The organism is Sphingomonas sp. PP-F2F-G114-C0414 (genome assembly GCF_003688595.1).
Lineage (GTDB): Bacteria > Pseudomonadota > Alphaproteobacteria > Sphingomonadales > Sphingomonadaceae > Sphingomonas.
Genome location: NZ_RCWT01000015.1, coordinates 97,093 through 122,057 on the forward strand (window position 1 = coordinate 97,093; position 24,965 = coordinate 122,057).

The 24,965-nt window shown below is 64.1% G+C and carries 34 protein-coding genes; 2 read left to right on the forward strand and 32 right to left on the reverse strand.

What is annotated here, in order from left to right; all coding sequences use genetic code 11:
• Window positions 1-36 precede the first annotated feature (36 nt).
• The 3 genes from C8J47_RS17410 to C8J47_RS17420 are packed head-to-tail and all read right to left on the reverse strand — an operon-like array spanning window position 37 to window position 1,141.
• A complete protein-coding gene (locus tag C8J47_RS17410; protein ID WP_121886726.1) occupies window positions 37-363 on the reverse strand; it encodes an ogr/Delta-like zinc finger family protein in 327 nt (108 codons plus the stop codon).
• Window positions 360-818, reverse strand: coding sequence for a hypothetical protein (locus C8J47_RS17415; protein WP_147454358.1), 459 nt, complete (start codon window positions 816-818; stop codon window positions 360-362). Before C8J47_RS17415 ends, C8J47_RS17410 begins: the two co-directional genes overlap by 4 nt.
• A gap of 35 nt (window positions 819-853) precedes the next feature.
• Window positions 854-1,141: a YdaS family helix-turn-helix protein gene (locus C8J47_RS17420; protein WP_121886728.1), complete on the reverse strand. Its 288-nt coding sequence runs from the start codon at window positions 1,139-1,141 to the stop codon at window positions 854-856.
• An 84-nt stretch (window positions 1,142-1,225) separates the two neighbouring features.
• On the opposite strand from C8J47_RS17420, the gene C8J47_RS17425 reads away from it, so the two are divergent.
• Window positions 1,226-1,711, forward strand: coding sequence for a helix-turn-helix domain-containing protein (locus tag C8J47_RS17425; RefSeq protein ID WP_121886729.1), 486 nt, complete (start codon window positions 1,226-1,228; stop codon window positions 1,709-1,711).
• A 353-nt stretch (window positions 1,712-2,064) separates the two neighbouring features.
• Window positions 2,065-3,870 (forward strand): ATP-dependent endonuclease, encoded by a 1,806-nt coding sequence (locus C8J47_RS17430; RefSeq protein WP_121886730.1) that lies wholly within the window; start codon window positions 2,065-2,067, stop codon window positions 3,868-3,870.
• A gap of 152 nt (window positions 3,871-4,022) precedes the next feature.
• On the opposite strand, the gene C8J47_RS17435 is transcribed toward C8J47_RS17430, so the two are convergent.
• The 29 genes from C8J47_RS17435 to C8J47_RS17570 form a co-directional block, all read right to left on the reverse strand.
• The gene (locus C8J47_RS17435; protein WP_121886731.1) at window positions 4,023-5,054 is read right to left on the reverse strand and encodes a contractile injection system protein, VgrG/Pvc8 family; all 1,032 of its coding nucleotides are present in this window, start codon (window positions 5,052-5,054) and stop codon (window positions 4,023-4,025) included.
• Window positions 5,051-5,437: a phage tail protein gene (locus C8J47_RS17440; RefSeq protein ID WP_121886732.1), complete on the reverse strand. Its 387-nt coding sequence runs from the start codon at window positions 5,435-5,437 to the stop codon at window positions 5,051-5,053. Before C8J47_RS17440 ends, C8J47_RS17435 begins: the two co-directional genes overlap by 4 nt.
• Window positions 5,437-7,347: a phage tail tape measure protein gene (locus tag C8J47_RS17445; RefSeq protein ID WP_259467624.1), complete on the reverse strand. Its 1,911-nt coding sequence runs from the start codon at window positions 7,345-7,347 to the stop codon at window positions 5,437-5,439. Before C8J47_RS17445 ends, C8J47_RS17440 begins: the two co-directional genes overlap by 1 nt.
• A gap of 72 nt (window positions 7,348-7,419) precedes the next feature.
• A complete protein-coding gene (locus tag C8J47_RS19635; RefSeq protein ID WP_259467625.1) occupies window positions 7,420-7,854 on the reverse strand; it encodes a hypothetical protein in 435 nt (144 codons plus the stop codon).
• Entirely contained in the window at window positions 7,844-7,975 is a 132-nt protein-coding gene (locus tag C8J47_RS17450; protein ID WP_121886733.1) for a GpE family phage tail protein, read from the reverse strand. The genes C8J47_RS19635 and C8J47_RS17450 overlap by 11 nt, the downstream gene beginning before the upstream one ends.
• Window positions 7,976-7,983: 8 nt before the next feature.
• Complete coding sequence (locus C8J47_RS17455; protein WP_121886734.1) at window positions 7,984-8,325, reverse strand: phage tail assembly protein; 342 nt, start codon at window positions 8,323-8,325, stop codon at window positions 7,984-7,986.
• Between the two features lie 53 nt (window positions 8,326-8,378).
• Window positions 8,379-8,888 (reverse strand): phage major tail tube protein, encoded by a 510-nt coding sequence (locus C8J47_RS17460; protein WP_121886735.1) that lies wholly within the window; start codon window positions 8,886-8,888, stop codon window positions 8,379-8,381.
• A 29-nt stretch (window positions 8,889-8,917) separates the two neighbouring features.
• On the reverse strand, window positions 8,918-10,090 hold the full coding sequence (locus C8J47_RS17465; protein WP_121886736.1) for a phage tail sheath subtilisin-like domain-containing protein: 1,173 nt from the start codon (window positions 10,088-10,090) through the stop codon (window positions 8,918-8,920).
• An 11-nt stretch (window positions 10,091-10,101) separates the two neighbouring features.
• Complete coding sequence (locus C8J47_RS17470; RefSeq protein WP_121886737.1) at window positions 10,102-10,464, reverse strand: GPW/gp25 family protein; 363 nt, start codon at window positions 10,462-10,464, stop codon at window positions 10,102-10,104.
• Window positions 10,461-11,006 (reverse strand): phage baseplate assembly protein V, encoded by a 546-nt coding sequence (locus C8J47_RS17475; protein ID WP_259467626.1) that lies wholly within the window; start codon window positions 11,004-11,006, stop codon window positions 10,461-10,463. Before C8J47_RS17475 ends, C8J47_RS17470 begins: the two co-directional genes overlap by 4 nt.
• A 100-nt stretch (window positions 11,007-11,106) precedes the next feature.
• Window positions 11,107-11,637, reverse strand: coding sequence for a hypothetical protein (locus C8J47_RS17480; protein ID WP_121886738.1), 531 nt, complete (start codon window positions 11,635-11,637; stop codon window positions 11,107-11,109).
• A 10-nt stretch (window positions 11,638-11,647) separates the two neighbouring features.
• On the reverse strand, window positions 11,648-13,543 hold the full coding sequence (locus tag C8J47_RS17485; RefSeq protein ID WP_121886739.1) for a hypothetical protein: 1,896 nt from the start codon (window positions 13,541-13,543) through the stop codon (window positions 11,648-11,650).
• A 43-nt stretch (window positions 13,544-13,586) separates the two neighbouring features.
• Window positions 13,587-14,840: a hypothetical protein gene (locus C8J47_RS17490; RefSeq protein WP_121886740.1), complete on the reverse strand. Its 1,254-nt coding sequence runs from the start codon at window positions 14,838-14,840 to the stop codon at window positions 13,587-13,589.
• On the reverse strand, window positions 14,840-15,484 hold the full coding sequence (locus C8J47_RS17495; protein ID WP_121886741.1) for a phage tail protein I: 645 nt from the start codon (window positions 15,482-15,484) through the stop codon (window positions 14,840-14,842). Before C8J47_RS17495 ends, C8J47_RS17490 begins: the two co-directional genes overlap by 1 nt.
• Entirely contained in the window at window positions 15,481-16,371 is an 891-nt protein-coding gene (locus C8J47_RS17500) for a baseplate J/gp47 family protein (RefSeq protein ID WP_121886742.1), read from the reverse strand. Before C8J47_RS17500 ends, C8J47_RS17495 begins: the two co-directional genes overlap by 4 nt.
• A 71-nt stretch (window positions 16,372-16,442) precedes the next feature.
• Window positions 16,443-16,898, reverse strand: a complete 456-nt coding sequence (locus tag C8J47_RS17505; RefSeq protein ID WP_121886743.1) for a phage virion morphogenesis protein — start codon at window positions 16,896-16,898, stop codon at window positions 16,443-16,445.
• Window positions 16,895-17,377, reverse strand: a complete 483-nt coding sequence (locus C8J47_RS17510) for a phage tail protein (protein WP_183129159.1) — start codon at window positions 17,375-17,377, stop codon at window positions 16,895-16,897. The genes C8J47_RS17505 and C8J47_RS17510 overlap by 4 nt, the downstream gene beginning before the upstream one ends.
• Before the next feature lie 88 nt (window positions 17,378-17,465).
• Entirely contained in the window at window positions 17,466-18,689 is a 1,224-nt protein-coding gene (locus tag C8J47_RS17515) for an SGNH/GDSL hydrolase family protein (protein WP_121886745.1), read from the reverse strand.
• A complete protein-coding gene (locus C8J47_RS17520) occupies window positions 18,689-19,315 on the reverse strand; it encodes a hypothetical protein (protein ID WP_121886746.1) in 627 nt (208 codons plus the stop codon). The genes C8J47_RS17515 and C8J47_RS17520 overlap by 1 nt, the downstream gene beginning before the upstream one ends.
• A gap of 11 nt (window positions 19,316-19,326) precedes the next feature.
• Window positions 19,327-19,560: a hypothetical protein gene (locus C8J47_RS17525; protein WP_259467627.1), complete on the reverse strand. Its 234-nt coding sequence runs from the start codon at window positions 19,558-19,560 to the stop codon at window positions 19,327-19,329.
• 16 nt (window positions 19,561-19,576) lie between these two features.
• On the reverse strand, window positions 19,577-20,038 hold the full coding sequence (locus C8J47_RS17530; protein WP_121886748.1) for a hypothetical protein: 462 nt from the start codon (window positions 20,036-20,038) through the stop codon (window positions 19,577-19,579).
• Window positions 20,035-20,619 (reverse strand): lysozyme, encoded by a 585-nt coding sequence (locus C8J47_RS17535; RefSeq protein ID WP_220683397.1) that lies wholly within the window; start codon window positions 20,617-20,619, stop codon window positions 20,035-20,037. Before C8J47_RS17535 ends, C8J47_RS17530 begins: the two co-directional genes overlap by 4 nt.
• Window positions 20,616-20,969 (reverse strand): hypothetical protein, encoded by a 354-nt coding sequence (locus C8J47_RS17540; RefSeq protein ID WP_121886749.1) that lies wholly within the window; start codon window positions 20,967-20,969, stop codon window positions 20,616-20,618. Before C8J47_RS17540 ends, C8J47_RS17535 begins: the two co-directional genes overlap by 4 nt.
• A gap of 4 nt (window positions 20,970-20,973) precedes the next feature.
• Window positions 20,974-21,201: a tail protein X gene (locus C8J47_RS17545; protein WP_121886750.1), complete on the reverse strand. Its 228-nt coding sequence runs from the start codon at window positions 21,199-21,201 to the stop codon at window positions 20,974-20,976.
• Entirely contained in the window at window positions 21,198-21,689 is a 492-nt protein-coding gene (locus tag C8J47_RS17550) for a head completion/stabilization protein (RefSeq protein ID WP_121886751.1), read from the reverse strand. Before C8J47_RS17550 ends, C8J47_RS17545 begins: the two co-directional genes overlap by 4 nt.
• Window positions 21,686-21,904, reverse strand: a complete 219-nt coding sequence (locus tag C8J47_RS17555) for a hypothetical protein (protein ID WP_121886752.1) — start codon at window positions 21,902-21,904, stop codon at window positions 21,686-21,688. The genes C8J47_RS17550 and C8J47_RS17555 overlap by 4 nt, the downstream gene beginning before the upstream one ends.
• Before the next feature lie 111 nt (window positions 21,905-22,015).
• Complete coding sequence (gpM, locus tag C8J47_RS17560; protein ID WP_310886142.1) at window positions 22,016-22,882, reverse strand: phage terminase small subunit; 867 nt, start codon at window positions 22,880-22,882, stop codon at window positions 22,016-22,018.
• 51 nt (window positions 22,883-22,933) lie between these two features.
• Entirely contained in the window at window positions 22,934-24,001 is a 1,068-nt protein-coding gene (locus C8J47_RS17565) for a phage major capsid protein, P2 family (RefSeq protein WP_121886754.1), read from the reverse strand.
• A gap of 48 nt (window positions 24,002-24,049) precedes the next feature.
• A complete protein-coding gene (locus tag C8J47_RS17570; RefSeq protein WP_121886755.1) occupies window positions 24,050-24,877 on the reverse strand; it encodes a GPO family capsid scaffolding protein in 828 nt (275 codons plus the stop codon).
• Window positions 24,878-24,965: the final 88 nt, after the last annotated feature.

Genomic DNA, 24,965 nt, shown 5'->3' on the forward strand with positions numbered 1-24,965 from the left:
ATTCGCGGCTGAGGTCGCGGGGATCAGGTCACGGGATCAGGTCGGCGAAGGCGCGACCTCCGCCGCGTCAGGCTGATCGTCGTTGGCAGGAACCCGCTGGTCATCGTTCGCGGGCTTCGAGCGCCAGTCGCCCTTCGGCAGGACCGCTTCGATTGCGGGGTTGGGCTTCATGCTCGGTCGCACGGTGCGGAAGATGCCCAGCTGCGCTACGAAGGTGTGTAGGCAATCGGCATCCTGGCAGACGTAGCGGATCTCGCGCGTGAACACGTCCAGCTTGACGGAGTCGTACGCGATCGCCCGCGTCAGGCAGTGCGGGCACTCCGTCGCGGGTACGCGCGGGGTGTAGTTTCTCTTCTTCGTCACTGATGGGTCCCCCCGGAATTCCCCGGCCCCGTCGACATGATGGGACGAAGGAAATTTGGCAGGCGCCGGCGAATGCGGCGGAGAACGCCGTCAACCTGCTGTGCCTCGACCAGCGCCCGATGATGATCGAGCGGGGAGGCGCCGGGCTGAGAGGCGCCGAATAGGGCGGAGGTCAGTTCACCTGCCTCACGGACGAAATCGATCGAGTCTGCGACCAGCTGGCGTCGGCAGGCATCTTCCTGGTCGACCTTGATGCCGAGCTGGTGGCTGAACGCATCGCAGAACGGCGCACCCTCACCGCCAGAAAGCCGGTGCGCGGTATCGAGCGCAAGGGCGTCGAGAAGCGAGGGCAGCGTGCCGCTGTTCGGGTTGGACCACTCGTAAATGGTGCTCACGGATTTGCCGACCGCCGCAGCGGCGCCTTCCCCTTTGATCTGCGCGAGAACCTTGATCATCGCGTCGGGAAAGCTGTCGGGGATGCGGGGCTTAGTCACAGCGAAGCCGTCTTCTGGAAAACCGCGGATCGATTACAATCGACGGCGGCAGCCTCCGCGATTACTTCTTCAGTCTCGGGGTAGATGTCGGGGCGGAGAAGATGCTTGGAAATGCCGGTCGCTCGCTCAACCTTGAGCACATGCTCAGCGGGCAGGCGCTTTGCGGATTGCAGCCATTTCCAGACGGCGGTCTGCGAAACGCCACACAGTCGAGCGAACGCGGATTGCGAACCTAATTTGAGAACCGCCGTTTTCAGCGACGCGGAAGGGGATGCGATCTCCATAACCGCTGACTACACATATGGTTGTAGTTCGGTCAACACCTATTCGTCCGTATGCAACTACACCATTGGTTGTAGCTTGCCCTTATGATTGACGGTGAACGATTAGCTGAGCGGCTGAAAGCCAATGGACTGTCGCAGTCCGAACTGGCGCGACGCGTAGGTATCAGCCAGCAGACCATACATAAGCTGGTCGTCGGGCAATCCCGCGGCTCGACGCACATCGCTGCCATCGCGAGAGAATTGGCGACCTCGCCGGCGTATCTCACGGGTGACGTCGATGATCCCTATGAGGGAGCCGCTCCGCCGCGGCCTAGGCCGACCGTGCAGGTCGCCACCATGCAGGTATTGCTGCCGGATCAGCGGGCCTTGGCCCGAATGTTTCTTGGCATTCTGAAAGCGTCTGAGGGGATGTCTCAGGATGCTCTTTCTGATGAGCTTGCACGGATGCTGCCCAAAGGGCTCGGGCTTCTGCAAGGGCCGCTTGTGTTCGAGGACTCGGACGACAGCGATGTTCCGCCAGGCGAACCTGAAGACGGTCATGACGATCGTCCCGCACGACAGCGAGCATAGCGCAGGCGGTTTCACACCGAGCGCATCCGCGCTCGCAGCGGGGCTGAGACTGGAAAACTGACACCATAACGCCAACTCATATTGTTCTTGTTATGTTCCGTGCTGTACGGCACGAATTCCAATAAAAAAAGAGGGGTTTAAAAATGGGGACCGACATAACATTCGGCAGTTGACAACGCCGTGCTGCCGTTACGTAGGCGGTCGACTTGACGAAGGTGTGGTGAGCAAACGTCGGTGCCAACGTGTGCAGCGTACATTATATACAACGGTCACTTTGTGATTTGCATATGAACCAATTTAGTTATCCTGTTGTTGTGAGTTCCATATCGTAGGTTTTGGATGATCTAAGCACTATGCATTTAAGCAAAATCAAACTGGTCGGTTTTCAATCATTCGCTAACACCGGCGATATTGAGTTGAAGAGAGGCACGAATTTAATAATCGGCCCTAACAATGCCGGCAAGAGTGCCCTGCTTCGATCATTATACGGCCAATTGCCAAATGATCCACATCGCACACCCGAACGCTTTGAGAGCCATCAGCTACCCACCCCTACTCAGCAAATCGTGGCTTCACTAAGCGGGTCTGAGTTAAAGGACGAGTTGCGGCGAAGAAATAGGACACTTATTCCTACGCCATATGGTCAGCTTTATCCCGCCATTGAATACGCCGAAAAAATAATTCATGAGGGTGTCGACATTACCATCGACCGATCGCCGGAAGGAATTATGCCAGGGGAGTACCCGTCGCATAAATTATTCAGTTCAGGCGCTCATGCTGGAGCGGCGCTTGTAGCCGGGAAAAATGGAGATATTGCCTTCGCGCAATCTCTCATCAATGGAGACGATCTACCAAGTCTTGCTATTGAGGCTTTAGACAGGAAGCTATTTTACTTTTCTGCTCAGCGACTTTCGTTGGGTGAAAGTGTTTTTCAGCATGCCACCCGATTGACACCGGATGCGTCTAACCTCCCAGCAGTACTGATGACGATACGGGGATCAAATGTAAGTGTATTCGATCGATTAGTATATCATCTAACTGATATATTCCCAACTGTGGGCAACATGAGTGTGCGACCTCACAGTTTTGGTGCCAACTTGGTTGAAGTGCTGATATGGCCGACAAGCCAGGCAGATAACCCCCTCCTTGCATTTCCCCTTTCACAGAGTGGAACAGGTGTTGCACAAGTTATAGCTATTCTGACCGCTGTAATGACAGTCAAGGAGGCGGTAATCGTTATTGACGAGATAAATAGCTTTTTGCATCCTGCAGCAGTCAAGAATTTGTTGCGTATTCTTGAATCAGAATACAGCGAGCATCAATACATTGTATCGACGCATTCGCCAGAGGTTGTCAGTTTTGGCAATCCAGCGACCGTCCATCTCGTTACTCGTGAGGGGTATAACTCGCATGTTCAATCAATCGATCTCGGCGCAATTGATCAACTAAAGATTATGGCCGACCACCTCGGCATCTCGATGAGCGACGTTTTCGCTGCAGAAAGAGTCATCTGGGTGGAGGGGCAAACCGAAGAGCGCTGCTTTCCTTATGTCTATGAGCAGCTATTTGGCCATGTACCTCGTGGCACTGTCTTCAGCAGAGTCGCCGCAACAGGAGATTTCCTAAGTAAACGTTTGGATCCAACTCTCATCTTCAACATATATACCCGACTCAGCTCGGCCACCAGTTCGCTCGTAAAGGCAGTAGTATTCAGTTTTGATACGGAGGAACTTACAGATCGTGAGCAAGAAGACTTAAACCGACGTGCGCTGAATAGGATTATATTTCTACCGCGTCGTATGTTGGAATGCTACCTTGTGGACGAAGAGGCGATCTCCGCGTTCATTAATGCAAGAGTTGAAACAACCTCGACAACTACGGCTCAAGAGGTTGCCGAGGCTTTGAGGCAAATAGCAGCCCAGCCCCCACTGCTTGTAGGAAGCTGGAAGGGCAGCATTAGCGACCCGGAATGGCTCGCCGAGGTGCACGGAGGTAGATTAATTGCTGAGGCGGTTAAATCTGTCAGCAAGGGTACCGTGACATTCAACAAAAATAAGGAATCTCTAGAGCTTTTGCAAACGATGGCCAAACGCGATCGTAATTTGTTGATACCGCTGGCTGATTACGTGAGAAAACTTGTCGATTCCGTAGGAGTTTGAAGTATAGGCGATTTAGCACGGCTGTCGCAATTTTGAAGAGCAAATGTTTTCGGTTGTCCGATAGTGCTGAGGTGCGCACATGTTGAACATCGGCTCTGAACTTCAGCGGCCAATATGGTCGCATCATTGAAAGAGAATAGACAGATTAAACGTTAGACCGCTTCAAGCTTTAGGTCCGTCGAATAGCCCCGATCGCCAAATGTGTGCGTCACCTCGACCGCAAGCCACGCGGGTCTGTCGATCTGCGCTTTGTATCCGCTCACGCTCGCTTTCATTTCAACGTGGACATCCGGCCGACCAAGCGCAAGCCTGAGAATGAGCGAGGCTGGCTCCCGGGCCGCACGGCTACTTGCCGCAGTGGCGGCGACCTGTGCATCCGCTTGGTTGGCGTACACTCGCGATAGCGTCTTCGCCCCCTCGACCTTCCCCGCCACGAACTGCTCGCGCTTGCCGGATTTCCGATCGTGCCACGTCGCCTTAACCCCCGGCACGTCGTCGCGTTTCTGGCGGCTGAACTGGTGGGCATCGCCGTCGCGTCGCGCGATGGTGATGGTCGCGATCGGTTTGCCGGACGGCGTCGTCCTGGCGGCGATGGGGGAAAAGATGAGAACGCCGCGCGCGATCTTTGCCACCGCCCCTCGCTCACGGCCGAGGCGACGGAGGAAGGCGATATCGCTTTCGCGGTTCTGCGCCTTTGCCGTGACCGCGATGTCGGCGAGGCTGGCCGCGCAGCGAAGTGTCAGCTGATGCCGCTCGGCGATCTCGGTCACGATCGCGCCGAGCGTCGTGCCGTGCCAGCTCTTCTCCCGCCTGGTCTTCAGGTCGCTGGTGAAGTCGGCAGAGCGCGCGCGGATCGTGATTAGGTCGGGCGGGCCGCCATGCGCGACCTCGTCGACGATGAACCATCCCTTGTCGACCAAGCCGGGCGTAACGTCGCTGCCCTGCTTCCAGCCGAGCCATACGTGGATCTTCGCGCCCGTCGGCGGGAGCGCGACGACGCCATCGGTATCGTCGATGACGAGATCGAGTTGGTCGGCCTCCTCGCCGCGCTTTTCGGTGATGCCGAGCGAGACGAGGCGACGGCGCGGCGGGCGGCCATTGCCTTGCGCGACGCGGCCTTCGAGCAGCGGCGTGATGTCGGTGCCGTCGACGACGACACGGACGGCAGCGATGTTGGCGATCATGCGACGTCGCTGTCGACGCGCAGGAGGTCGATCGCGAAGTCGATCTGGCGAGGCGTGCCGTCGGGGAAGAACGCCTTCCCGCGATCGTCGATGCTGGTGATGACGAACGCACCGTAGACGTAGCCGAGGCCGTCGACCAACGACCAGGCGTCGCCGGTATCCGCCATGCGCCGCAGTTCGTCGATCGACACACGTCCGTCCACGATCTCGTTATACACGGTACCTGGCAGCGAGATTGTCTCGTCGCCCGGTCCCGTGAACTGGGTGGCATCGCGAGCGCCGATCCGCGCAGACGTCGCGTGCCGCCAGCTCGCGCGACGGGAGATCTCATCGAACGCCAGCGTGTCGATCGAGAACGCAAAAAGGCCAATTGAGAGCAACATCAGACGGTCTCGTAATCAGGGGTGTCGGCGAACGATGATCGGCCTCTCGCGGCGGTCTCGCGCTCGCGTCGGTCCAGCTCGTCGGCGACGGCACGCGCGAGAGCTTGCGCGTCCTGTCCGGGCTGCTGGTTAATGTGAATGGTGTAGCTGCGCGGCGCAGCGTTGCCCGCGCGAGCTGACGCGACCCCGGCGCTGCCGGCGCCGGTGCCGCCCATCGCCAGCGCCGGGATCGCGCTGCCGGTGACGATCGCGGACGTCAGGCGGCTGGAGAGGCGAACCATGCGCTTGACTGGCTCGCCCTCCTGCGCGGCAATGCCGTTGGTCAGCCCGTCGACGATGTTGCCACCGAAGCCGGCGAAGACGCGGCTGGGCGAATGGATGCCAAGCTTCGCCTTGAACCAGCCGGCGGCGGACGACGCGACGCCGACGATCGTGCTTTTCAGCGAGCCGAACATGCCGAAGATCCCGCGGATAAGCCCAGAGATCATATCGCGGCCGATCTGCGCAAAGCGGGTCGGCAGCGAGGCGAACCAGTCCACGGCCCCCGCGAACGTTCCCTTGATCCCCTGCCATAGCCCGGCGAACCATCCGCCGATCGCGCCCCAATTGGCATAGATCAAATAGGCCGCCGCCCCGATCGCCACGATGCCAGCCACGACGGCAAGCGCAATGCCGACGACCGGCAGCATCCCGATTCCGAGCGCTCCAGCCGCGAACGCGAGCGCCGAGAATGGCGCGACGAGGCCGGCAATGACGATCGCGCCGCCCCCCAGCACGAAAAAGAGCCCCGCAAATGCCGCGGCACCGATCGCCACCGCCTTGGTCAAATTGGGGTAGCGGTTGGCGACATCGCCGATCCACGTCGCGAACGCATTCGCGCGCGTCACGATGGCGTTGATGGTCGGCAGCAGCTGCGAGCCGAGCGTGATCGCCAGCGTCGTCGCGTTGATCTTGAGCTGTTTCGACTGTTCGGCGGAATCCTTCATGCGGTCGGCGAAGTCACGGTCGGTCGTGCCCCCGGCCTTTGCCGCCTCGGCGCGGATCTTGCGGAATTCCTCCATGTTCTGGATCAGCGGACGCAGGCCCTGCTGCACTTGGGCATCCTCGAACAGATAGCCGAGCTTCGACAGGTCGCCCTTCAGCGTCTTGTTCGTCAGCTCGGCGATGGCTTCGAGTGGCGTCTTGCCTTCTGCATAGGCCTTCTTCAGCGCTGCTGGCAGATCGACGCCCATTTTCTCGAACGCCTTGTTGGTGGCGGGCGACGCGATCTTCTGAAGAATGTTGGCGAGGTTCGTACCGGCGCTGGCGGCATCGCCGGCACCTTTGCGCGCAATCTGCAACCCGGCCGCCAGATCCGCGACGGCACCGACGCCGGTCTGCCCGAGCCCCTGATACGCGGCGGTGAGCGCGGGGAAATACTGCGCCATGTCCTTGATCTCGAACGCGCCCGCCTTGCCGGCGCTGGCCATGACGTCGATGATCTTGCCGGTCTGTGCAACCGGCACCTTCAGGTTGTCGGTGGCGGCGAACGCGGCGGCAGACAGGTCAGAGATCTCAGCCTTGTACGCGGTCGCGGCGCGGCCGATCGGTTTCATCATCGCGACCGCGTCGGGCACCTTCGCGCCGAGCCCGGCGAGCGCATCGACCCCTGCCTGGAGGTCTGCCGGCATCTGGTTGGCGGCGCGCGCGGAAACGAGCAGGTTGCGCCCGAGCTGCTCCGATGCGGCGCGCGATAGATCGGCTTTTTGGCCGATGTCAGTCATGACCGACTGATAGTCCTGCGCGGCCTTGATGCTGCCGATCAACGGCGCGGCCATCGCCATGCCCGTGCCGATTGCCGCGGCACCTCCAGCCGCGAGCCCGGTCGCCATAGCTTGCGTCCGCGAGAACCGCGCGCGACCTGCCGCCATGCGGCGTTCGCGGTCGGCGAGCCGCCCGACCTCCGCTGTCTGCTCTATGATCGTACGGTTGGTCTGAACGGCCTAGGTGCGCAGGCGGCGCTGGTGACGTGCGAGGTCGTTCGTATCGATCCCGGCCGTGTGTAGACGCAGCGACATCTCCTGAAGCGACTGCGCCTGTTTGCGCTCGGTTGCTTCCAGCGTCGTCACCTCGCGTTCCGTCTTGGCGAGCGCGCGGGTCAGCGTCGCGGACGGCTTGTCGGCGGCGGCGATCTCTTGCCGCAATCCCGCCATGCGGGTGCGTGCCGTCCCCAGCGCGGTGCCGGTATCGCCGAGGCCTGTCTTGAGCTTGCGGAAACCGGCGATATCGCTCTGCGCGCGTTCGATCTCTTTCAAACCGTCGCGCGTCAGCTTGAGCGCCTGAGCCGCCTTCGTCGAGCCGCCAGCGATGGCGCGCAGCGGACCGGTGACGCGGTCACCGGCCTCCAGCAGCATGCGGATGCGCAGGTTACGATCCACGGGTCTTTCCTTCGGGGTTATGGCGGCGGGCGGCGCGCGCGCGCCACTGCATCAAGTCATGGATCGAAAGCGCGTCGAGGGCGTCGGGCGACCAGTGGAAGACAAAGGCAATGTCCGCCATCGGATCCTCTACATGTTCTGGGAGAGAGCCTCCTTCGTCGCAGTCGGCAGCAAAAAATCAACAAGCACCCCCGCGATCTGGGTGACGTCTGCCGGGTCCATCGCATCGATCATATGCGGGTGCAGGATCGGCTGCGTCACGCGCGGCGCGACCAGCGCGACCTGGTTGTAGTCCATCCGCACCAAGCCACCGAGATTGGCGTTGCGGAGCGCACCGCCCATCGGCTTTCGAACATGAATCAGCGTGCCGGCTGGCAGCACGACTTTGTCGGCGACGACGATGTCGTATTCCAGCGTGACGTCGCCGGGGGCGGCGTGTGCGGAGATTGGCGTGTCGTTCTGGTCGTTCATTGTATCAGTCCTCGGGTTTCGTTTGCGGCGGGGCGGTGGTTGTGGTGCGCGGACTACAGACCAAGCGCCGTGCGGTGCGCGGCCATCAGGTCGACGCCGCCGACGACCTCGATCATGCCAAGCACATCGATCTCGACCTCGACGGCGCCGTTCCACGTCAGCTTGAAATAGCTGAGCTGGCTTTTGACCTTGAACTCGGTGTCCTCGCCGGGCTTCCATTCGCCCATGTCGATTTCTTCGTGCCGGCCGCGGGTGACGATCTCGACCACGTCGACAGCGCCGGTGTCGTCGTTCTGGAACGAGCCGACGAAGCGCTGCTGCACGCCCGACATATTGAGCATGCCGTGCTGGCGCAGGATTTGGCGCATGGGGCCGCCGTAGACCGCCTCCATCTCCAGGGCTTCGCCGCCCATGTCGACCTTCACCGCGCGGCTCATGCCACCGGCACGATAGTCCTCGAATTTGCGCACGAGTTTTGGGGGCGTGATCGAGACGGTTTCGCCGATGAAGGCTTCGCCGTCGTTGAACATCATCGTCTGCTTGAGCTTGCTGGGGAACGCCATCGCGTCGACCTTTCGTGCGTGAGGTAGGGTTAGTTGCCGGCGACCAGGCTGGTGAAGTCGGCGAAGAACTCGTCGGAGATCTCCTGCTCGATCCCCAGCGCCTCCAGCGGCGGTACGAAGGTGTAGCGGTAGCCAATGAGCAGCTGGCCGGCCTTCAGCTTGTCGACCGGGTTCTTGGCACCGTCGAACACGGCCACGGCACCGAGGATCCGGCCGGTGCGCTTCTCCTGCCGAAACTTCTCGTTGATCTGCTCGACGATGTCCTTGGCGAGGCTGGGCAGCAGCGGCTTGTCCATTGCCCACACCAGGCCGAGCGCTACGGTGTCCGCAAGGATCTGCGCGGTGCGGCAGGCACTTTCGAACACGAAGTCGCTCTTCGGGTCGGCGCATGTGCGGTTACCCCAAAAGCGCAGCTCACCGGCGATGCGGACGACGGTGACCAGCTGCGATGCGTTGAGCACATTGGCATCGCAGTCCGCGTCCTGGATATCGAAGGTGACATCCGCGGCCAGGCCGTCGAGCTCCGGAAGGGCGACGTTGGACAGCGTCTTGTGCCAGCCCTGCGTCTGGTCGATCGCGGCCCGTGCGCCCATCGCGACGGCCGCAACCGGCACGCCGATGCTGGCACCGTCAGCGCCATACGGTGCGGTTACGCTGGGCCAGAGCAACGTCAGCTCGCGCGCGTCGGGTAACAGCGCCCGGTGGGCGATAGCCTCGCCGCGATCGTTGCCGATAGCCTTCGCATAGACACGGGCGCGCAGCCGCTTTGCGACCGTGACCATGGCCTTCGTCACCAGTTCGGCTTCGAGGCCGGGTGCGCCGATGATCCGGGGATGGAGGTTGAGCTGCGCCGGCGCGGTCAGCAGCGCCTGCATGCCGGTTTTCACGCCTGCAACGTCGGTGCCGATCACGGCTTTCGCGGTATCGGCCGGCGTAGCACCAGGTGCGACGCGCACCACGACGATCGGCGCATCGACCTGCCCGGCGATGGCCCGCAATGCGGCGCGGAGCGTACCGTCCGCACCAGCCTTCGCGATGGCGTCGTCGATGTTCGTGACAGAGACCGCGGTGTCGAGCGGAAATGCGCCAGCCACCGCAGCGGGCGCGGTCGCGATCAGACCGATGACGGCAGTGGCGATAGTCGCGATCGAGCGACGTGTTGCCGTAACCTCGGTGACATTGATCCCGTGGAGGAAGCTCATATGCGGGCCTTTCAGACGAGCGCCGACAAGGCGCGGAGGGATGTGGAGAGAGAGAAGGGACGCGCGCCTGACATGTCGGTACGACGGCCTGTGACGGTGATGACTGCCTCGTGCGGACGTTCTCCGGGGGAGAGCTGGACACGAGAGATCCGCGCGCGCCCTTCCTGACGAAGGAGCGCCAGCGCGACCGCGGCGAAAATCCGCATCCGGCCGAGTTCGTTGTTCGGCTGGTCGAGAAACTGAGGGACGAGGGAGCCGTACTCGCGTCGGCCGAGGCGGGTGCCTAACGGCGTGCTCAAGATATCGTCGATCGACTGCTTCAGGTGATCCATGCCGGCGAGAGGCGCGCCGGTGTGGCGATCCATGCCGTTCATCGCGGCGGTCCCGAAAACGCCGCACCCGACTGGACGCCGGTATGCGTATGGTCCTTGAGGCTCTTGCCCCCGCCGATCACGTCGCCGTCAGCTTTGACGTAGCCGGCGACGTGCAGGTTGCCGCGAAGATAGATGTCGTCGGCCCGGACCTCGACGTAGGATCCTGCTGGCAAGTCGGCGATCAGATAGTGACCGTCCGGATCGTACAGGATCCGCGCGCCGTCCTCGAACTCGATCAAGGTGGACCCGTCATTTGCCGGGTGCGGGTTGGCGTCGGAGCTGAGGCTGCCGATAACGAACCCGCGTGCCGTGTCGGCCTCGGGACATAGCACCGCGACCTGTTCGCCGACCGAGGGTGGCGACCAGACCTTCGTCTTGCCGATGCGGGCGGCAAGCCAAGGGATATCGCCTGTGGTCAGATCGTTGGCGAATTCGACGCGACACGTTTTGGCGTCGAGATCGACGGACACGACAGTGCCTTCGCGCGCGAGATCGCCAATAAGGCGTTGGATATCGGCAGTGGCAGCCATAGCGGCGACCATGCGCGTGACGTTTCGAGAGGCGAGGCCTCGCTCTTGTAGAAACGCTTTCTACAAGAGCTACGTGAAACACGAAGCGGCGCGTACGAGGGCGAACCGCCCGTTATGCGGGTGCCGACGCGGCGATGGCCGCAGCCGTTTCGCGGTGCCGCGCGAGTTCGGCCGCCAGTACCGGCCGCTCCGCCTCGAGGCGTTCGAGCTGCTCGACGAACGACTGGCGCGCAGCATGCCGCACCTCGGCATCAGCGTCCGCTCTGGCCTGCGCGGCAGCGTTCGCCATCGGTTCGGTGGCCTCGGGTTCCGGCAGCGCGGCGAGCTGCGTCTCGATCTGGAATATCTGCCCCTCAAGCTCGGCGCACCGCGTGCGCGTTTCGGATGCGAAGTCGGTTGTCTGAAGCGCGGTGTACGCCTGCGTCCACAGCGAAGGCGCCGCGTCCTGGTGATTGGCCGTGAACGACACCAGGCGTTCCCACAGGAAGCTCGCGCCCGCCTCGAACGCATCGCGGCTGGCGAACGCACGAAAGCGCGCGATGGCCGGCACCGCATGGTTGGCGACCTGGTCGAAGCTGTTGAGGCGGATATAGACCGGGCGAACATCGCCCTGGTCGGTGGTGAGGTTGGTGATGATAGCCATCTGGTGTCTCCTATGCGTCGATCGCTGCGGCGGCTTTGAATACGGCGGTCGAGTTGACGTCGCCTGCGGTGGTGCAGATCTGCGACATCCGGCCGCCCGGCGTGGGGTTGTCGAGCCAGATGGTCTCGCCGCGGCCGGCCGAACCGGAGGCCGGCGGGCCGCTGCCGCTCGACCATATACGGTTGCCGAACGCGAACCCCTTGGCGAACCAGAACGTGTTGGGGACGGTGGTCGCGCGACCGAACTTCTGCGTGGTGACGTCGCCGGTGATCGCCGCGGACTGCCCGTAATCGGCATTGCCCTGCGTGAACCGGAAGTCTTTGCCCCAGACCTGAAAACTCAGGCCGTAGGCGAGATCTCCGCTGTACAGGGTAAGCCCGCCATTCCAGTCGATCGCGGTACGTTTGCCGACAGTAGGAAGGGCCTGGTTACGGGCTGCGACGAACGACCGCGCATTGGTCGAGCCCTGCTCGAAATTCAGGAAGTCACCCGTCGCGGCCTGGGCATGCGCCCATTGCCCGCCGATCGACACCGCGGGGAAGCTGATGATCGGAAGCGGCTGCCCGCCTTCCATGTAATTGAACAGGAAGCCCGAGCGCGCATTCTGGCTCGGGTGCCAGACCGGTCCGCCCGCATAATAGCCCGTGCTGTTCGGCGTCCAGGTCGGGACCGCGTCGTAACCGACGTATCCCGGAGCCGTTGGCCCACCCATCTCGCAATAGCCCCAGACGCTGATGTCGGTGCCGGGCTGCGTCGTGCCCCACAGGTCATCCTTCTCGGGCATCGGCTGATAGCGCTTGCCCTCGAAGTGGACGAGCTGCCCGTTGGCCTTGAAGTGGTTGTTGATAAACGTGCACGACAGGAACTGTTGCGCGCAGATGGCCCATATGCAGGTCGAAAACGTATTGTCCTCGACCTTGATGATGTTGGCGTCGGCACCCTGCGGCATGTAGCCGACCCAGCATTCCTCGATCCAGTTCGACCGGATCCGCGTGCAGGACGCCTCACCCTGCGCAACCTCGTCACCGCCCGATGTGGCAAGCGTCAGGATCCCCGGCCCGGGGAAGCCGTGGATATAGTTGTTGTCGATATCCATCTGGCATTTGTTGACGATGCCGAACTCGCCGGAATAGCCGCCCGACCGCGGTTTGTTCGGGCCGACATAGGCGATCTGCACGCCGCTGATCCACGAACCGTCCGCGCCGGTCGTCGGCGCGACCTTCTTGAAATTCAGCGTGTCCTGGCGTTCGAACAGGAAGCCAGATTCCTCGACCGCGAGGATCGAGGCGTTACCGCCGAGGATATGACCGCGGCCCGCCCCGAGGATGGCGAGCGACGTTTTCACGTTGACGCGCGACGCCATGTAGAACCGGCCGATCCCAAGATACACCGTCGGTCCGTTGCTCGTGCCCCGCACGCTGCCTTTCCGGTTGGCGCAGAAACCTGAATAGCTGATCGCTGCAAGGATGGCGGGCGTACTGTCGAACGACTTGTCGATGACCGAGCGCGCGCCGAACATCTCGATATACAGCTCGCGCGGGTCGCGGCGGAAATAGCGGCCGTTCTTCGTCTTCACGATCGCCAGCGGATGCGCAGCAACGTCGGCATCGGTCAGCGTCGTATCTTCGTACAGCAGCCCGCGCGTTGCACCGCTCGTCTGGATCAGGTCGGTGCCGCCCGGCACGTTGATGCCGTTGTCGCCACCGATCTGGTCGAAGCGGCCGACCGACAGGACGTTGCCGCCCATCTCGCCCTTGTCGCCGCGGTAATAGTTCGCGAGGAACGGGACCATCGCGCGCGCGAGCGGCGCCATCATCATGCGCATGGTGCGCCCGCCCTTCAGGACGGGAATGGTCTCGGTGCCGTCAGCGGCGTCGAGAACGGTAAGCGCGGAGATTTTCGCCATGTGTCAGGCCCTGCGAATGGAGATCGGTGGAAGCGGGCGCATGTCAGCGACCGCGCGCGAACCAGCGGAAACCGCCTGCGGCATCGGCGGTCGGGCTCTTGTGGTTCTGGGCGTAAAGCTGCGCGCTGACCGCGCCGAGCGAGACCTCCTGGACGGTCGACTGGCCGTCATTGGACTGCCCGCTGTTGATGATCGTCGCGAAGACCCCGTCGCAGGCGTTCGGGAACGGCCACGGGAAAGTCAGCGTGAATGCCGCCTCGCTGCCCGGCAGCGCTGACACACCCATCATCTCGACGCTGCCATCCGAGAACCGGCGGTAGCGGCTGGCCCCGTCCGACTTGCTCTCGACGAGGTAGATGACGCCGGCCGCGGCGAGCGCTGCCGGCGTCGCGGCGGCGTTGCTGGCCGTGCCCGCGAGCAGCTGCGCAGCGGTTGCGGCGGGCACGGTGATCGTGATGTCGGTGGTGAGGGCATTGCCGCCGATCGCGAGACCGGAGGTATCGACGCGGCGGGCGAGCGGCACGCGCGCGAGGATCGATGCGAGAATGTTGACCAGGCTGGCGGGCGTCAGCGCTTTCGTGCCGATCGCCGCGGCGTCGGCTTCGCCAGCGGTCGCGGCCGGCACGTCGATGGTCACGTCACCGTCGAGGGTGCGGCCACCGGTGGCGAGGCCGATCGTCGAAACACGGCGCGTCGAAACGACCAGTCCGCTGATCTTCAGCCCGACCGCAGCGAACGCGGCGTCGATCGTCGTCTGGAACGATACGATGCGCGCGGCGAGCCCCTTGGGGGTGACAGCGCGCAGCGGATCGAGACCGGCGAGAGTCTCTGCATCGGTCGCGAGTTCGACGATGCCCTTGGTGACGTCGGTTGCCGGCGGATTGAGAAAGTTGGTGTCGCCGAACGTGACGTTGGCGACGTTGGCGGTCGGGAACGCGATGTCGACGGCGAGCATGTTCGACGCGCCCGCCGCCTTTTGCATGATGCGCTCGGCCTGGCCGTAGACGGCGAACAGCGTGCCATCGGACAGATAGAGGCCGAACGCGCGAAAGCCGTAGGCGTTGACGCCATCATCGCGGACAACCAGGTGAACGATGTTGTTGCCGACCTGCGCGCCCGAGATCGTCGCGACGCGGCGGAATTCGCCCGGCAGTGCGGTCAGCGTGGGAGCGACCACAATGGGATTGTCCGTCAGGCCGACCGCGGAGATCCGCAGGTCCGCGCCGTTGCCGAGCTGCGCCGCGGTGAACCGCGCCAGGCCGGCATTGGTGAAGGTGAGCGTCAACGGCAGCGGCATCAGGCGTCGTCCTCGATAAATCTGCCGGCATCATCTTCCAGCGGCTCGCCGTCCTCGGTCTGGAGGTACGCATCCCAGGGGGCGGCCGGGGCGGTGGTCAGGGTCGCGTCCTGCCGAAGCGACTGCGTCGCGCGCACCGCGCCCATCACGCCGATCGTGCCGGCGACGGCGAGCAGCTGGACCAGGCGGAAGTGCTCGCGCAGCGGCTTGGTGCGCGAGACCTCGCGGATGATCGCCTCGGCGAACGCCGCGGTCGCGCGCGTGCCGCCCGGCGCGGTGCCGTCGACGGTGAGCGGGAGCATGACCTCGAAGGTGTGCGGCGCGGCGCGCGGCGTCGCTTCGAACCATTCGATGACGTAGGCGAGCTGGTCGAACCGGCGCAGCACGATCTCGACCGAGGCGCGCGTGCCCTTGATCCGGTGAAGCGCGATCGAGCTGGCAACCGCCTGGCGCTTGACCGCCTCGCTCCAGTCGGCATCCCAGCTATCGAGCGACAGGCCCCAGCCGAGCCACGGCAACCATTCCGCGGGAATCGTGGCGGGATCGAACAGCGTATCGATCGGCGCGGTGACGTCGCCGACCCGCGCCGTCGCCGCCTCGATCGCTCGTTCGAGCGGCGTTGCGTTCGGCGGTAGCAGTGTCACGAGGCGATACCGCCGTGAGAAACTGCGATGGCGGTGCAGTAGGCGGCCTGCGTCGCATCGCAGACGACGTCGGCATCGAGATCGAGGTCGACCCGGTGCACGCCTTTCGGACTGAGAGCGGCCATGAGCCCCGATCGCGTGATGGTGCGGCCGAGCTTGCGGTTCTCGGCAAGGAAGGCGACCAGCGCATCGCGCGCGGTCGCGACGATAAGGTCGGGATCCGGGCCGGAGAAGGTGAGAAGCCGCGCGGTGACGACGAACGGCACGATGCGGGCAGAGGCGACCGTGACGAGATCGCCGAGCGGTCGGATGCCGGGATCGTTCACGATCGCCGTAACCTTGGCGAGCAGAACAGCCGGGGCAGTCCCGTCGCCGCTGCGATTCAGGACCGATACCAGGACTTCCCCCGGTGTCGTGCTGATCGCGCTGGCGTCGAGGACGTCGGCCGACGCATCCTTCGCATGCTTGACGTAGGCCAGCTCGGGGCCGGCGACCGAGAAACCCTCGGGTGCGAGAACGATACGCTGGCGCAAACGATCGTCGTCTTCGTAGATTGCTGCCGCGCCCGTCGCCGGGTTGGCTGGCGTGACGATCTGGCGGGTGACGCCGACCAGCGCGGCGAGATGATCGAGGCGTGCGCCGGTGGCGTACGCGACGAACAGTTGCAGCGCGCCGTCCTGAAACGCCTGCCGCACGATCAGCTCGCGGTACGCCGCGACGTGCAGCACCTTCACCCCGGGATCACTATCGACCGTTGCATCGAACGCAGGCAATTTAACGCGCAGCGTCGCGACCATCTGGTCGACGATCTGGTCGAACGTCAGTTGTTCGACGACGATCGGAGCGGGAAGGCGCGACAGATCGACGGTGGTGGAGATTGCGGCCATGGTCCGGCCATGTCGTCGCGGTTGCGACGGCGTGGCTATGCCGCGCTCTTGTAGAAACGCTTTCTACAAGATCAGCGCGCGGTGACCTGGGCGAGAATGAGGTCGAGGATCCGCTGCTGTTCTGCTTCCGTCAGACCGAGCAGGACGCGGCGCGCGTAACGGACTTTCGCCTGACCAGGTGCCGGTGCATCCGACAGGCCTTCCTGGTGAATGCTCGCAATCCGCGACGCCCGGCCGGCGAAGCCGACCCATGCTTCATCGGCGTTACCGCCCGCCTTCAGGCTTTTCGCCATCCGGAGTTTGCGGAACATCTTCTGCTGCCGCAGCCGGCCTTTTTTGCCGCGATCGGGCTTGGGACGGCGTGAGACGAAGGCCGCGCCGTCAGGGTCGCGCTGGGCCGCGATGCGGTCGGACTGGCTCTTGCGGATCTCGCGGCCGATCGAGCGCATGAGACGCGCGCGCTCGGGCGCGGCCGTGCGCAGCAGCAAATCGCGGCAAAGCTGCTCGATCGGCGCGAAGTCGTTCATCGCGTGACCGTCTCGATCGTGCCGGCGACGTCCTCGATCAGCCCGGCCCATAGCTTGGTGCCGGTCGGAACGCCGTCAAACTGATCGAGCATGACGGGTTCGGGTAGGTGCGTGACCTTCAGTCCTTTCGCCTGCTGCTCGACACGGACCAGTTCCGTCAGGTTGATCGAGATCGTGATGTCGCACGTCTCGGCATCGAGTAGATCGGATTGGAACGTAAAGGGCTTCCGGTCGCCCTTCTCGAACAGATCGGGCTGATTTGCCGCGATCCACGCCAGGACCGGCACCAACAGCTTGTCGACGCTGGCGGAAAAGTCTTGCACCCACAGCGATGCGGTGTAGCTATATTCGAACGACAGCGACCCCGCGCGCACCGCGACATCGCCCTTATCGACGAATATCTCCATCTTCTCCGGGCTGTTCCTGATTTCGGGAACAGATGCGAGAAGGTGCGTCCGCAGGCTATCGAGCTTCTTCATGACGATATCCAAATTGGCTGTAGGCATGGTATGGGAGCGGCGTCGCGGCGTCGGTCTGCCTTGGTGAGCGGCGCTGCGACACCAGACCCTATTGCGCCGTGTACCGCTGCAGCGTCTGCGCCTCGATATCGTAGCCCGGCCCGGTTTCGTGGACGCCGTCAGCGGTCAGGCCATTGCTGACCGCGCCGACGCGACCGCCGAGCAATGCTTCATCGTCTTGGAACGCGCAGCCGTTCGACGACGCCAGCGTCACCAGCGCCGACTTCCACTGAGCCCGCGTCGCGTCGGCCCCATAGGACGGTGACGTCCCCCCGATCGAGGGCCATTCGAGGATGCAGTCACCGGTCACCTTCGCCTTGGTGATGATCGCCTGCAGGTCGGCAACCGACGTCGCCAGCGGCACGCCCGTGTTGAGGTTGTTGGTCCACAGGTTGATGATCGTCAGATCGGGAGCGTAAGCCGCAAGCGCGTTCAGCGGCGTCCATGCGGCGGTCGCATCGGCCTGGTATCCGCTGACGACGCCGTACACCGCAAAGTTGCTGATCTCGATTCCCGGCACCGCGCTATCCCATGCGATCATGCCGGCGATCTCGACATACCCGCCGGACGTGCGGGTGATGCTGATCGGGCTGGCGTCCTTCGTCGCGAAGGTGATCTCGCTGCGGATGATCGCGTTCGTCGCGCTCTGCGCGTTGATCGTGAAGGTCTCGCTGCCCTTGGTGACGGTAAAGATCCCCTCGCCGGGACGCTGGACGTAGAAGATCGAGGCGCGATCGACCGCCACGGACGGCTGGAACGTGCCGGGGTTCGTGTTGCCGGTGGCAAGCGAAGGGCCGCCGAGCGACACGACACCGCCCGACCAGCCCGAAAACCCGCTTCGCCGCGGATCATAGGCGAGGACGTCGGCGATCGACGCCATGCCGCCCGTGCCGAACCAGCTGTTCGTACGCGTCGGTAGACCGGACTGGCCGAGCAACACCGCGAGGCGCGACGGCCGCGAGAAACCGAAGGCGTTGGCCGTGAACTTGGTGCCGGTGCCGGCACCCGCGCCGAACGTCTTGCTGTCCCCGGGGAACGCGATCTTGCAGGTCGACACGAGGGCGAGGCGAAGTTTGGCGCGGCAGGTCCGCCACCTGGTCAGCGATGCGCCCTGCATGCTCGCCTCGCGGGCGAGCGTCACGGTCTGCTGCTGCGCCCGCACTGCCAGTCCGCGCGCCTGAAGCGCCGTTGGATCGTTCTGTGCCGTTGCCGGCGTCGTGATCATACCGAAGGCGGCGAGCGCGAGCAGTGCGCGCATGAAGATGCCGCGCATCACTGAGCCACCCGGTAGCCGATGCCGGACGCCGGCAGGGACAGGTAGAAGATCGCGCCTGCTTCCGTCTCGATCCACGGCTGATCGACGCCCTGTTGCGTGTAGGTGCCGAGGACGACGCCGGCCGGGGTGAGCGGCAGCTTCGTCGTGCCGCCATCGGTCGAGCGCAGGAGCTGCGCCGTTCCGCCCGGCCAGGTCGCCGCCGACAGCGCGACGGTGATCGCGCGGCCGAGCTGCGGCACGAACGGGCCGACGACCTGCGCGGCCGACGACGTGCCGGCGATCGGCGTCGACGTCGCCGCCAGCGTGACCGGGTTCAACGTGCCGGAGACAGGAATAGCGGTTGCGCCGGGGATGCCTTGAATCGTCAGGACCTTGGCGTTCGGCGTTCCAGCCGCGCCGGTCGGCGTGCCTTCGCTGGGAGCGGCACTGCACCCCGAGATGCAACGGATCGGCAGGCCGTGCGCGTCGTCGACCGGGGTTGCCTCGCTACGCAGCGGTCCGAAGGCGAGACCTTGAAGCACGGTGATGCTCTGGTCGTTATAGATCGGCTTGGCCTGGCCGTGCGCGCTGGCAGACGCCAGCAGCGCAGGGATTGCCAGCAGGGCGAGTAGACGGAGTTTCACCGAGGCTCCTTTCACTTTGCGTTCGCAGCCGGGCAGGTGCCGGGCGCATTCCAATTGACGAGACGGTCGCCGCGATCGGCGTTGCCGGCGAAGGCGCGCGCGAGGCGAATGATGCCGGCGCGGATCTTGGTCGGGATCTGCGCGATCAGCGCGGGATCCTCGGGCAGGCCGGCGGGGCGGTCTGCGCAGTGCAGCAGCTCGGCGGGCGGCGTGTCCTTCACCTTCACCACGATCGGCGTCGACACGGTCGCGGGCGGGGCGTCAGCGTGCCGGGCGCAGGCCGGCAACGCCATTAACAGCGCGAAACCACTCGCTATCGACAATGTTCGTCCGTTCAGCTTTCGCATCTGCCATCTCCATTCGTTGTGCGGCCGAGCTTGCTGCCTCGGCAGCAGCGCGCGCGGCGCGGGTGTCTTCGTTCTGTCGGGCGTCATGGTCGGCCATCGCCTTCGCGAGCGTTGCCGCGGCGAGCTGGTCGCTACTCGCCTTGAACCGGACCAGCGCCGCGACCGTGGCGGCGCAGGCCTCGCCGCGCGGCGTCTTGCCGGCCGCACCAAAACCGGTGCCGGATCCGGCGCAGATGACCTGCGCGGTGTGCTGGAGATCGTCGCGATCAGCGCGCGCCTGGCGGGCCTCGACATATTGCCACGCGCCTACGGCCCCGACGATCACGAGAACGATGAACGCGAAGTCTCCGCGCAGCTTGGCAAACAGGGTCTTCATCGCGGCAGCTCCTTCAGACAGATGGCGCGCTCGCGCGCGCGGCGGGCGACCAGGCCGGGCAGGACGCGCCCGCCCGCGAGTCGGTAGCGCGGAAAGAAATCGCAGCCGGCGCGCCACTGGCCAGCGTTCCAGAACCGGGCGATGCTCGACTTGCAGACCATCGAAACGCCGATGTTGTAGGCAAGCGATACGATCGCGACGGCCTGGTTCGTGCGCCCGTAGACGCCGGGGATGCACTTGATGACGCCCTCGGCGTGCACGATCAGCTCGCGCTCGAGCATCGTCGTGCACTGCGCCTCGGTGTAGGTCTGACCGAGTTTGATATCCTTCGTCGCGATGCCGTCGCAGGCCGTCGCCACGCCGACAGCGTCGAGATACGCCTTCAAATATTGCTTGCCCGAGACGTGCTTGATCGTGATCGCGCCGGTCGGGGCCACCGTCGCCTTGACGGTCCGGCCGCTCTCTTCGGCCGGGATCATGCCGAACAGCGCGAGCGCTGCACCGACGCTGCCGAGGACACCGGCGAGGGTCTTTGCCGGTGTCCTCGGCTTCGGCGTTGGGGCGGGCGTTGCGGCGGTCACAGGCGGTCCTTTCTGGGGAAGAAGCGGTCGAAAAAGGCCGCTGGGATATCGGTGACGCGCTCGCTGAGGCCGGCGATGAACTTCGGCGTCGCCTTGAAGGCGATCATGCCGACGACGAAGCCGACCGCCTGGATGACGAACGGGTCGGGCTGGCCCCACGGCCACAGCACGCGGATGACGCCGGTCGCGAAATAGCTGACGACGATGCCGACCGACATTTGCAGGAAGCGGCGCGACCAGGTCAGGCCGGTCTCGTAGGCAAGGCTGACCGCGGCACCGAGTGCGGCTGGCGTAAGTCCGAACAGGAATGCCAGCAGCGACACCCCGAATTCGTGGAGTAGATCCTTCATGCGGTCAGTCCCACAGGTTGAGGACATCGGCGCGAACGGCGGTGGCCGGCACGGCGATGGCGGGGAGGTTGATCGGCTGACCCTTCGGGAGGATGGGGCCGAGGCTGGCGATACCGGGATTGGCGGCAAGGACGGTTTGCAGATCCGCAGGGCCGAGGTTGCGTTCGCGCCAGATCAGCGCGTCCAGCGTATCGCCGTCGCGTGCGCGGACCATTTCCAACGGCGCGGTCATATCAGTTCGACCGCCGTGCGCGTGACGCCGAGCATGTCGCGGATTGCGTGGATCGAATCGCGCCGCAGTTCGGTGACGCTCGGCTCCAGATCCTCGGCTTTGCGTTGCCCGGCACCGGTGAGGTCGACATCGCGATAGCGCTCGACGACTTCGGCCTTGGCGGCCGTGAACACGGCCCGCCGGTACAGAAGGACAAGCGTGTTGGTGCCGTCGATCGTCGAGATCGAGCCGTCCGACAAACGAACGTCGGCCAACGTCTTCACCCCGGCCGCACGGTGCCCGAGGGACCATGCGGCGAGATCGCGGTACACCGCCAGCATCGCGGCGATCAGCGCCTCGCGCGCACGTTCCGCCGTTACCGCATCGCGAATACGATGCTGCTCGCGGAACATTGCAGGATCGATGTCAGGAAAAAAGCCGTCGTTGACGATGACCGCCGGTGGCGGCGTATCCTCGTCGGGCAGGACGGTTGCGATCAGGTCGGTCACGACGCGATGCCGATGAGATCGAGCGCCTGGGTGCCGATCAAGGTCCCCAGCACGATCGCGCCAAGCGCGAAGGTCCGCGGCGAAAGCTCGATGGGACGATCGCCTTTGCGCTCGATCGCGAGCACTACGAGGCCGACGCCGGCTAGCGCAATCGCTCCGATCACTTCGATGACGCCGACGAAGGCGATCAGGGTGCTGGCGAGAAAGCCGGGCATTGTCAGTCCTCAAAAGTTCACGGGGGTGGGGATCAGGTCGATCGACGGCCCTGCGGCCCGGAGGCCTCCCGTCGCGCGTGATCCGTCCCCGAGCGCCGGGGGCGAGCTTGGTCAGCTGGCGATTTTGCCAGCCTGTGATTCGGTGGTGGCGGTCGCATCAGCGGTGTCGCCGGGGGTGGTTTCAGGATCGCCGGCAGCGTTCTTGATGGCCGCCGCCTTCGCTTTTTCCAGGCCGCGCAGCATCGTCTTCACGCCGACGCGTTCGTTCTTGTCCTGGGCACGCGTCAGCACCGCCATCGCGCGCTCGATCGTCGGCACGATCGCGTCGCCGGTTGCCTCACCGGCCGCGCGTACCAGCTCGGCACCGATCGCCTTGAAGAGCTTGGCCTTGGGTTCGTCATGCATGTCGATGCCGTCCGTCAGCGATTCGACGGCCTCCAGCACGTACAGTGGGAATGCTTCGCTTCGTGCCTGTGCCCGCAGGGCGGCGTTCGCGATCTCTTCCAGGACCAATGTCGCGGCATCGCGCACGAAGTGCTTCGGCATGGGGATCGAAAAGCGAAGGACGAAACTCGCCAGCATCAGGCCACGCGTCCAGTCGCCAACGTCGAGGCACCAAACCATGATGCTCGGCAGCACATCGTCGGCGCCGGTCGGCTCCAGTTGCCGACCCTCGACACCGTGGCCGGCGTCCAGCAGGCCATCGCACCAGGCCTGATACTCGGGGAGCATCTGGCGCTTGGCGGCGACCTTCATTTCATTCGACTTGATCTGCTTGAGACGTTGCCGATCGTGGCGGAATCGCATGGCAACGGTTGCGGCCGCGCGGGCGGCTGGCGTGTTGCCGGTGGGAACGGGGAGTTGGTCCGCCGCGGTCGGTGTTACGACCGCGGCGGTGCGGGTGTGCCCGCCCCCGGATGCAGGAGCAGACGCCGCTTTCATGGCTAGGATTTGTTCCTGGCGTCGAGCGAAGCTCATGGCGTGTCCTGTGGGGGCGGGAACGGGGGGAAGGGTTTAGATGCCCGGCCGTCAGGCGGGCTTCTTGCCCATGACGATGTTTTCGATCAGCGCGGCCTTGCCCATGTCTTCGACGACATAGGCGTGGTTGACGCTCTCGTAGTTCTCGACCTGGTCGCGCTTGGCGTTGTCCTCGATCTTGCGCCGTTCGGTGCCGATCTGTTCGTAGACCGACAGGTTGGCGAGCGTGGTGATGAGGATGGCGCTCTTCGGGAACTTGGGCACGCGGACCGCGGTCAGACCGCCGATCTTCTTGTCGGAGAGCAGGACGTCGCGCGCGAGCTGCTCGGTTGCCTTGTCGCCCGACGCGTTGACGATCGAGAAATACTTGTCGTTCACCAGTTCGCGGCCGACGATCGCGACCAGGTCGGTGTCCTCGCGGTAATTCTCGTGCAGCAGCTCGATACCGGCGAACACCAGCGCGTCGATGTTGACGTAGTCGACCTCTTCGCCAACTTCGCCAACACCGACGTAGATCGCGCCTGCCACCGTCACGACGCCGTTAACGCGGGTTTCCTGCTTCAGGTCACCGCCGGCAGCATGACGCTCGGGCGCGTCTTCGCGGATGTGCTGGAGCCAGCCCTTGTTGACGTCCTGGAGCAGAGGGAACGCGACCGGGTCGGTATCCTTGGCGACCTTCACGCCGTTGAAGCCGATCGTGATGATGTCGGTCGCCTTGGCGCTGATGATGGCGTCGCGCAGCAGGGTCTGGAAATTGGGCTGGTGTGCCCACGCGTCGAGCGTCTCGTACCGAACGAGCGTGTCGAAATCGGTCTTCTCGCAACGGTAGCGCGTCTCGTCGAGATCGCCGGGGTAGCGCGGCGCGCGATCCTTACTGCGCGTGTCGGTGCGGCTGGCGATCGTGCCCTTGACGCCCACACCGACCTTGTCGCCTTCCTGTGCGACCACCGGAATGATGTTGATCTTCGACAGGAAGTCGCTCGAACCCTTCAGCTTGGCGCGGAGCGTCTGCGCTACCGACGGCAGCACCTCGAACGAGCGGCTGGGATCGGCGACGTTGTTCAGCTTGCCGATCTGCTGCGTGTAGGCGTCGTACTTATTGCGGGTGATGTTGAGCATTGGGGCGATTCCTGTGAGATCTATGCGGTCGGGGCGGGTGGCTGACGATCAGCAGTCGGTGACGGCGTCATCCCCGCCGCCCGACGCGGGCGAGCGTGAGAAACCGTGCTGCTCGGTATTTTCGAGCTTCGATTTCAGGGTGGCGAAGTCGCGCTGGTGCGCGGTCTGCGTTGCGATGATCGGCTTCAGCGCCGCGGTCAGAGCGCCACTGAAGGCAGTCTGCATGTCAGTCGCGAACCCGGCCGCGTCGAAGTTATCGTTGGCCGGCTTGGGCTTTGGCTCGTCCTTGGGCTTCTCGGGCTCGGCCGGCTTGAACTTGGCAACGACGGCCGAAAACAGGCGATCGACGATGCTCTCGACCTTTTCATCCTCGGCCTTCTTGGACTCGAATTCGATCGTGACGGCGTCGGTCGCGGAGGCAAATACGGTGCCAGGCGCGCGGTTCGAGAATTGCAGGCGCTGCGTACCGATCGACGCCGGGGTGTCGGTGAACGCGAGGCCGATGATGCCGAATTTGCCGCTTCCGGCATAGCTGGGCGTCAGCTCCACCGAGGGGAACGGCTTCTGGTCGGCCTTGGCGAGTGCAACCAGCTGATCGTTACCATCGACGATGGCGTACATCGCGCGGCGCTTCTCGACCTTGCCGGCGATCGTGAAATCGTCGGTCTTGGCCTCAAGCTCGACGACGTCGCCATAGCCATTGAACGGGGGCTCGGGACTGTAGCCCGAGACATGCTCGATGTTGCAGCGTGGGCTGTAGGTGTCGGGTGCGAAGGTGGCGACGCACTCGTCGATCATCTCGGCCGTGACCTTGCGGCCATCGCTGATGGTTTCACCTTCGACGAAGATGCGAAACGGCTTGCTCTTGGTGCCCATGGCGGCTGGTCCTCGGTTCGGTCGGTTGCGGCGCGCCAAGCGCCCGTTAGCGAGGTCGAACAGGGACCGAATACGGTGCCATCCTCAA

Coding starts and splice junctions, on each gene's coding strand:
- C8J47_RS17490 (WP_121886740.1), bottom strand. CDS start 14,840: ATGCCGCTGCCGTTGACGCTCACCTTCACCAATGCCGGCCTGGCGCGG.
- C8J47_RS17420 (WP_121886728.1), bottom strand. CDS start 1,141: ATGGAGATCGCATCCCCTTCCGCGTCGCTGAAAACGGCGGTTCTCAAA.
- C8J47_RS17440 (WP_121886732.1), bottom strand. CDS start 5,437: ATGTTGCTCTCAATTGGCCTTTTTGCGTTCTCGATCGACACGCTGGCG.
- C8J47_RS17555 (WP_121886752.1), bottom strand. CDS start 21,904: ATGCCCGGCTTTCTCGCCAGCACCCTGATCGCCTTCGTCGGCGTCATC.
- C8J47_RS17465 (WP_121886736.1), bottom strand. CDS start 10,090: ATGAGCTTCCTCCACGGGATCAATGTCACCGAGGTTACGGCAACACGT.
- C8J47_RS17570 (WP_121886755.1), bottom strand. CDS start 24,877: ATGGGCACCAAGAGCAAGCCGTTTCGCATCTTCGTCGAAGGTGAAACC.
- C8J47_RS17510 (WP_183129159.1), bottom strand. CDS start 17,377: ATGAAGAAGCTCGATAGCCTGCGGACGCACCTTCTCGCATCTGTTCCC.
- C8J47_RS17455 (WP_121886734.1), bottom strand. CDS start 8,325: ATGAACGACCAGAACGACACGCCAATCTCCGCACACGCCGCCCCCGGC.
- gpM (WP_310886142.1), bottom strand. CDS start 22,882: ATGAGCTTCGCTCGACGCCAGGAACAAATCCTAGCCATGAAAGCGGCG.
- C8J47_RS17485 (WP_121886739.1), bottom strand. CDS start 13,543: ATGGCGAAAATCTCCGCGCTTACCGTTCTCGACGCCGCTGACGGCACC.
- C8J47_RS17435 (WP_121886731.1), bottom strand. CDS start 5,054: ATGATCGCCAACATCGCTGCCGTCCGTGTCGTCGTCGACGGCACCGAC.
- C8J47_RS17505 (WP_121886743.1), bottom strand. CDS start 16,898: ATGAACGACTTCGCGCCGATCGAGCAGCTTTGCCGCGATTTGCTGCTG.
- C8J47_RS17540 (WP_121886749.1), bottom strand. CDS start 20,969: ATGAAGGATCTACTCCACGAATTCGGGGTGTCGCTGCTGGCATTCCTG.
- C8J47_RS17530 (WP_121886748.1), bottom strand. CDS start 20,038: ATGAAGACCCTGTTTGCCAAGCTGCGCGGAGACTTCGCGTTCATCGTT.
- C8J47_RS17500 (WP_121886742.1), bottom strand. CDS start 16,371: ATGGCCGCAATCTCCACCACCGTCGATCTGTCGCGCCTTCCCGCTCCG.
- C8J47_RS17565 (WP_121886754.1), bottom strand. CDS start 24,001: ATGCTCAACATCACCCGCAATAAGTACGACGCCTACACGCAGCAGATC.
- C8J47_RS17480 (WP_121886738.1), bottom strand. CDS start 11,637: ATGGCTATCATCACCAACCTCACCACCGACCAGGGCGATGTTCGCCCG.
- C8J47_RS17545 (WP_121886750.1), bottom strand. CDS start 21,201: ATGACCGCGCCGTTGGAAATGGTCCGCGCACGCGACGGCGATACGCTG.
- C8J47_RS17450 (WP_121886733.1), bottom strand. CDS start 7,975: ATGGCGGACATTGCCTTTGTCTTCCACTGGTCGCCCGACGCCCTCGAC.
- C8J47_RS17515 (WP_121886745.1), bottom strand. CDS start 18,689: ATGCGCGGCATCTTCATGCGCGCACTGCTCGCGCTCGCCGCCTTCGGT.
- C8J47_RS17430 (WP_121886730.1), top strand. CDS start 2,065: ATGCATTTAAGCAAAATCAAACTGGTCGGTTTTCAATCATTCGCTAAC.
- C8J47_RS17460 (WP_121886735.1), bottom strand. CDS start 8,888: ATGGCGTTCCCCAGCAAGCTCAAGCAGACGATGATGTTCAACGACGGC.
- C8J47_RS17475 (WP_259467626.1), bottom strand. CDS start 11,006: ATGGTCGCCGCTATGGCTGCCACTGCCGATATCCAACGCCTTATTGGC.
- C8J47_RS17425 (WP_121886729.1), top strand. CDS start 1,226: ATGATTGACGGTGAACGATTAGCTGAGCGGCTGAAAGCCAATGGACTG.
- C8J47_RS17415 (WP_147454358.1), bottom strand. CDS start 818: ATGATCAAGGTTCTCGCGCAGATCAAAGGGGAAGGCGCCGCTGCGGCG.
- C8J47_RS17470 (WP_121886737.1), bottom strand. CDS start 10,464: ATGAACGGCATGGATCGCCACACCGGCGCGCCTCTCGCCGGCATGGAT.
- C8J47_RS17445 (WP_259467624.1), bottom strand. CDS start 7,347: ATGGCGGCAGGTCGCGCGCGGTTCTCGCGGACGCAAGCTATGGCGACC.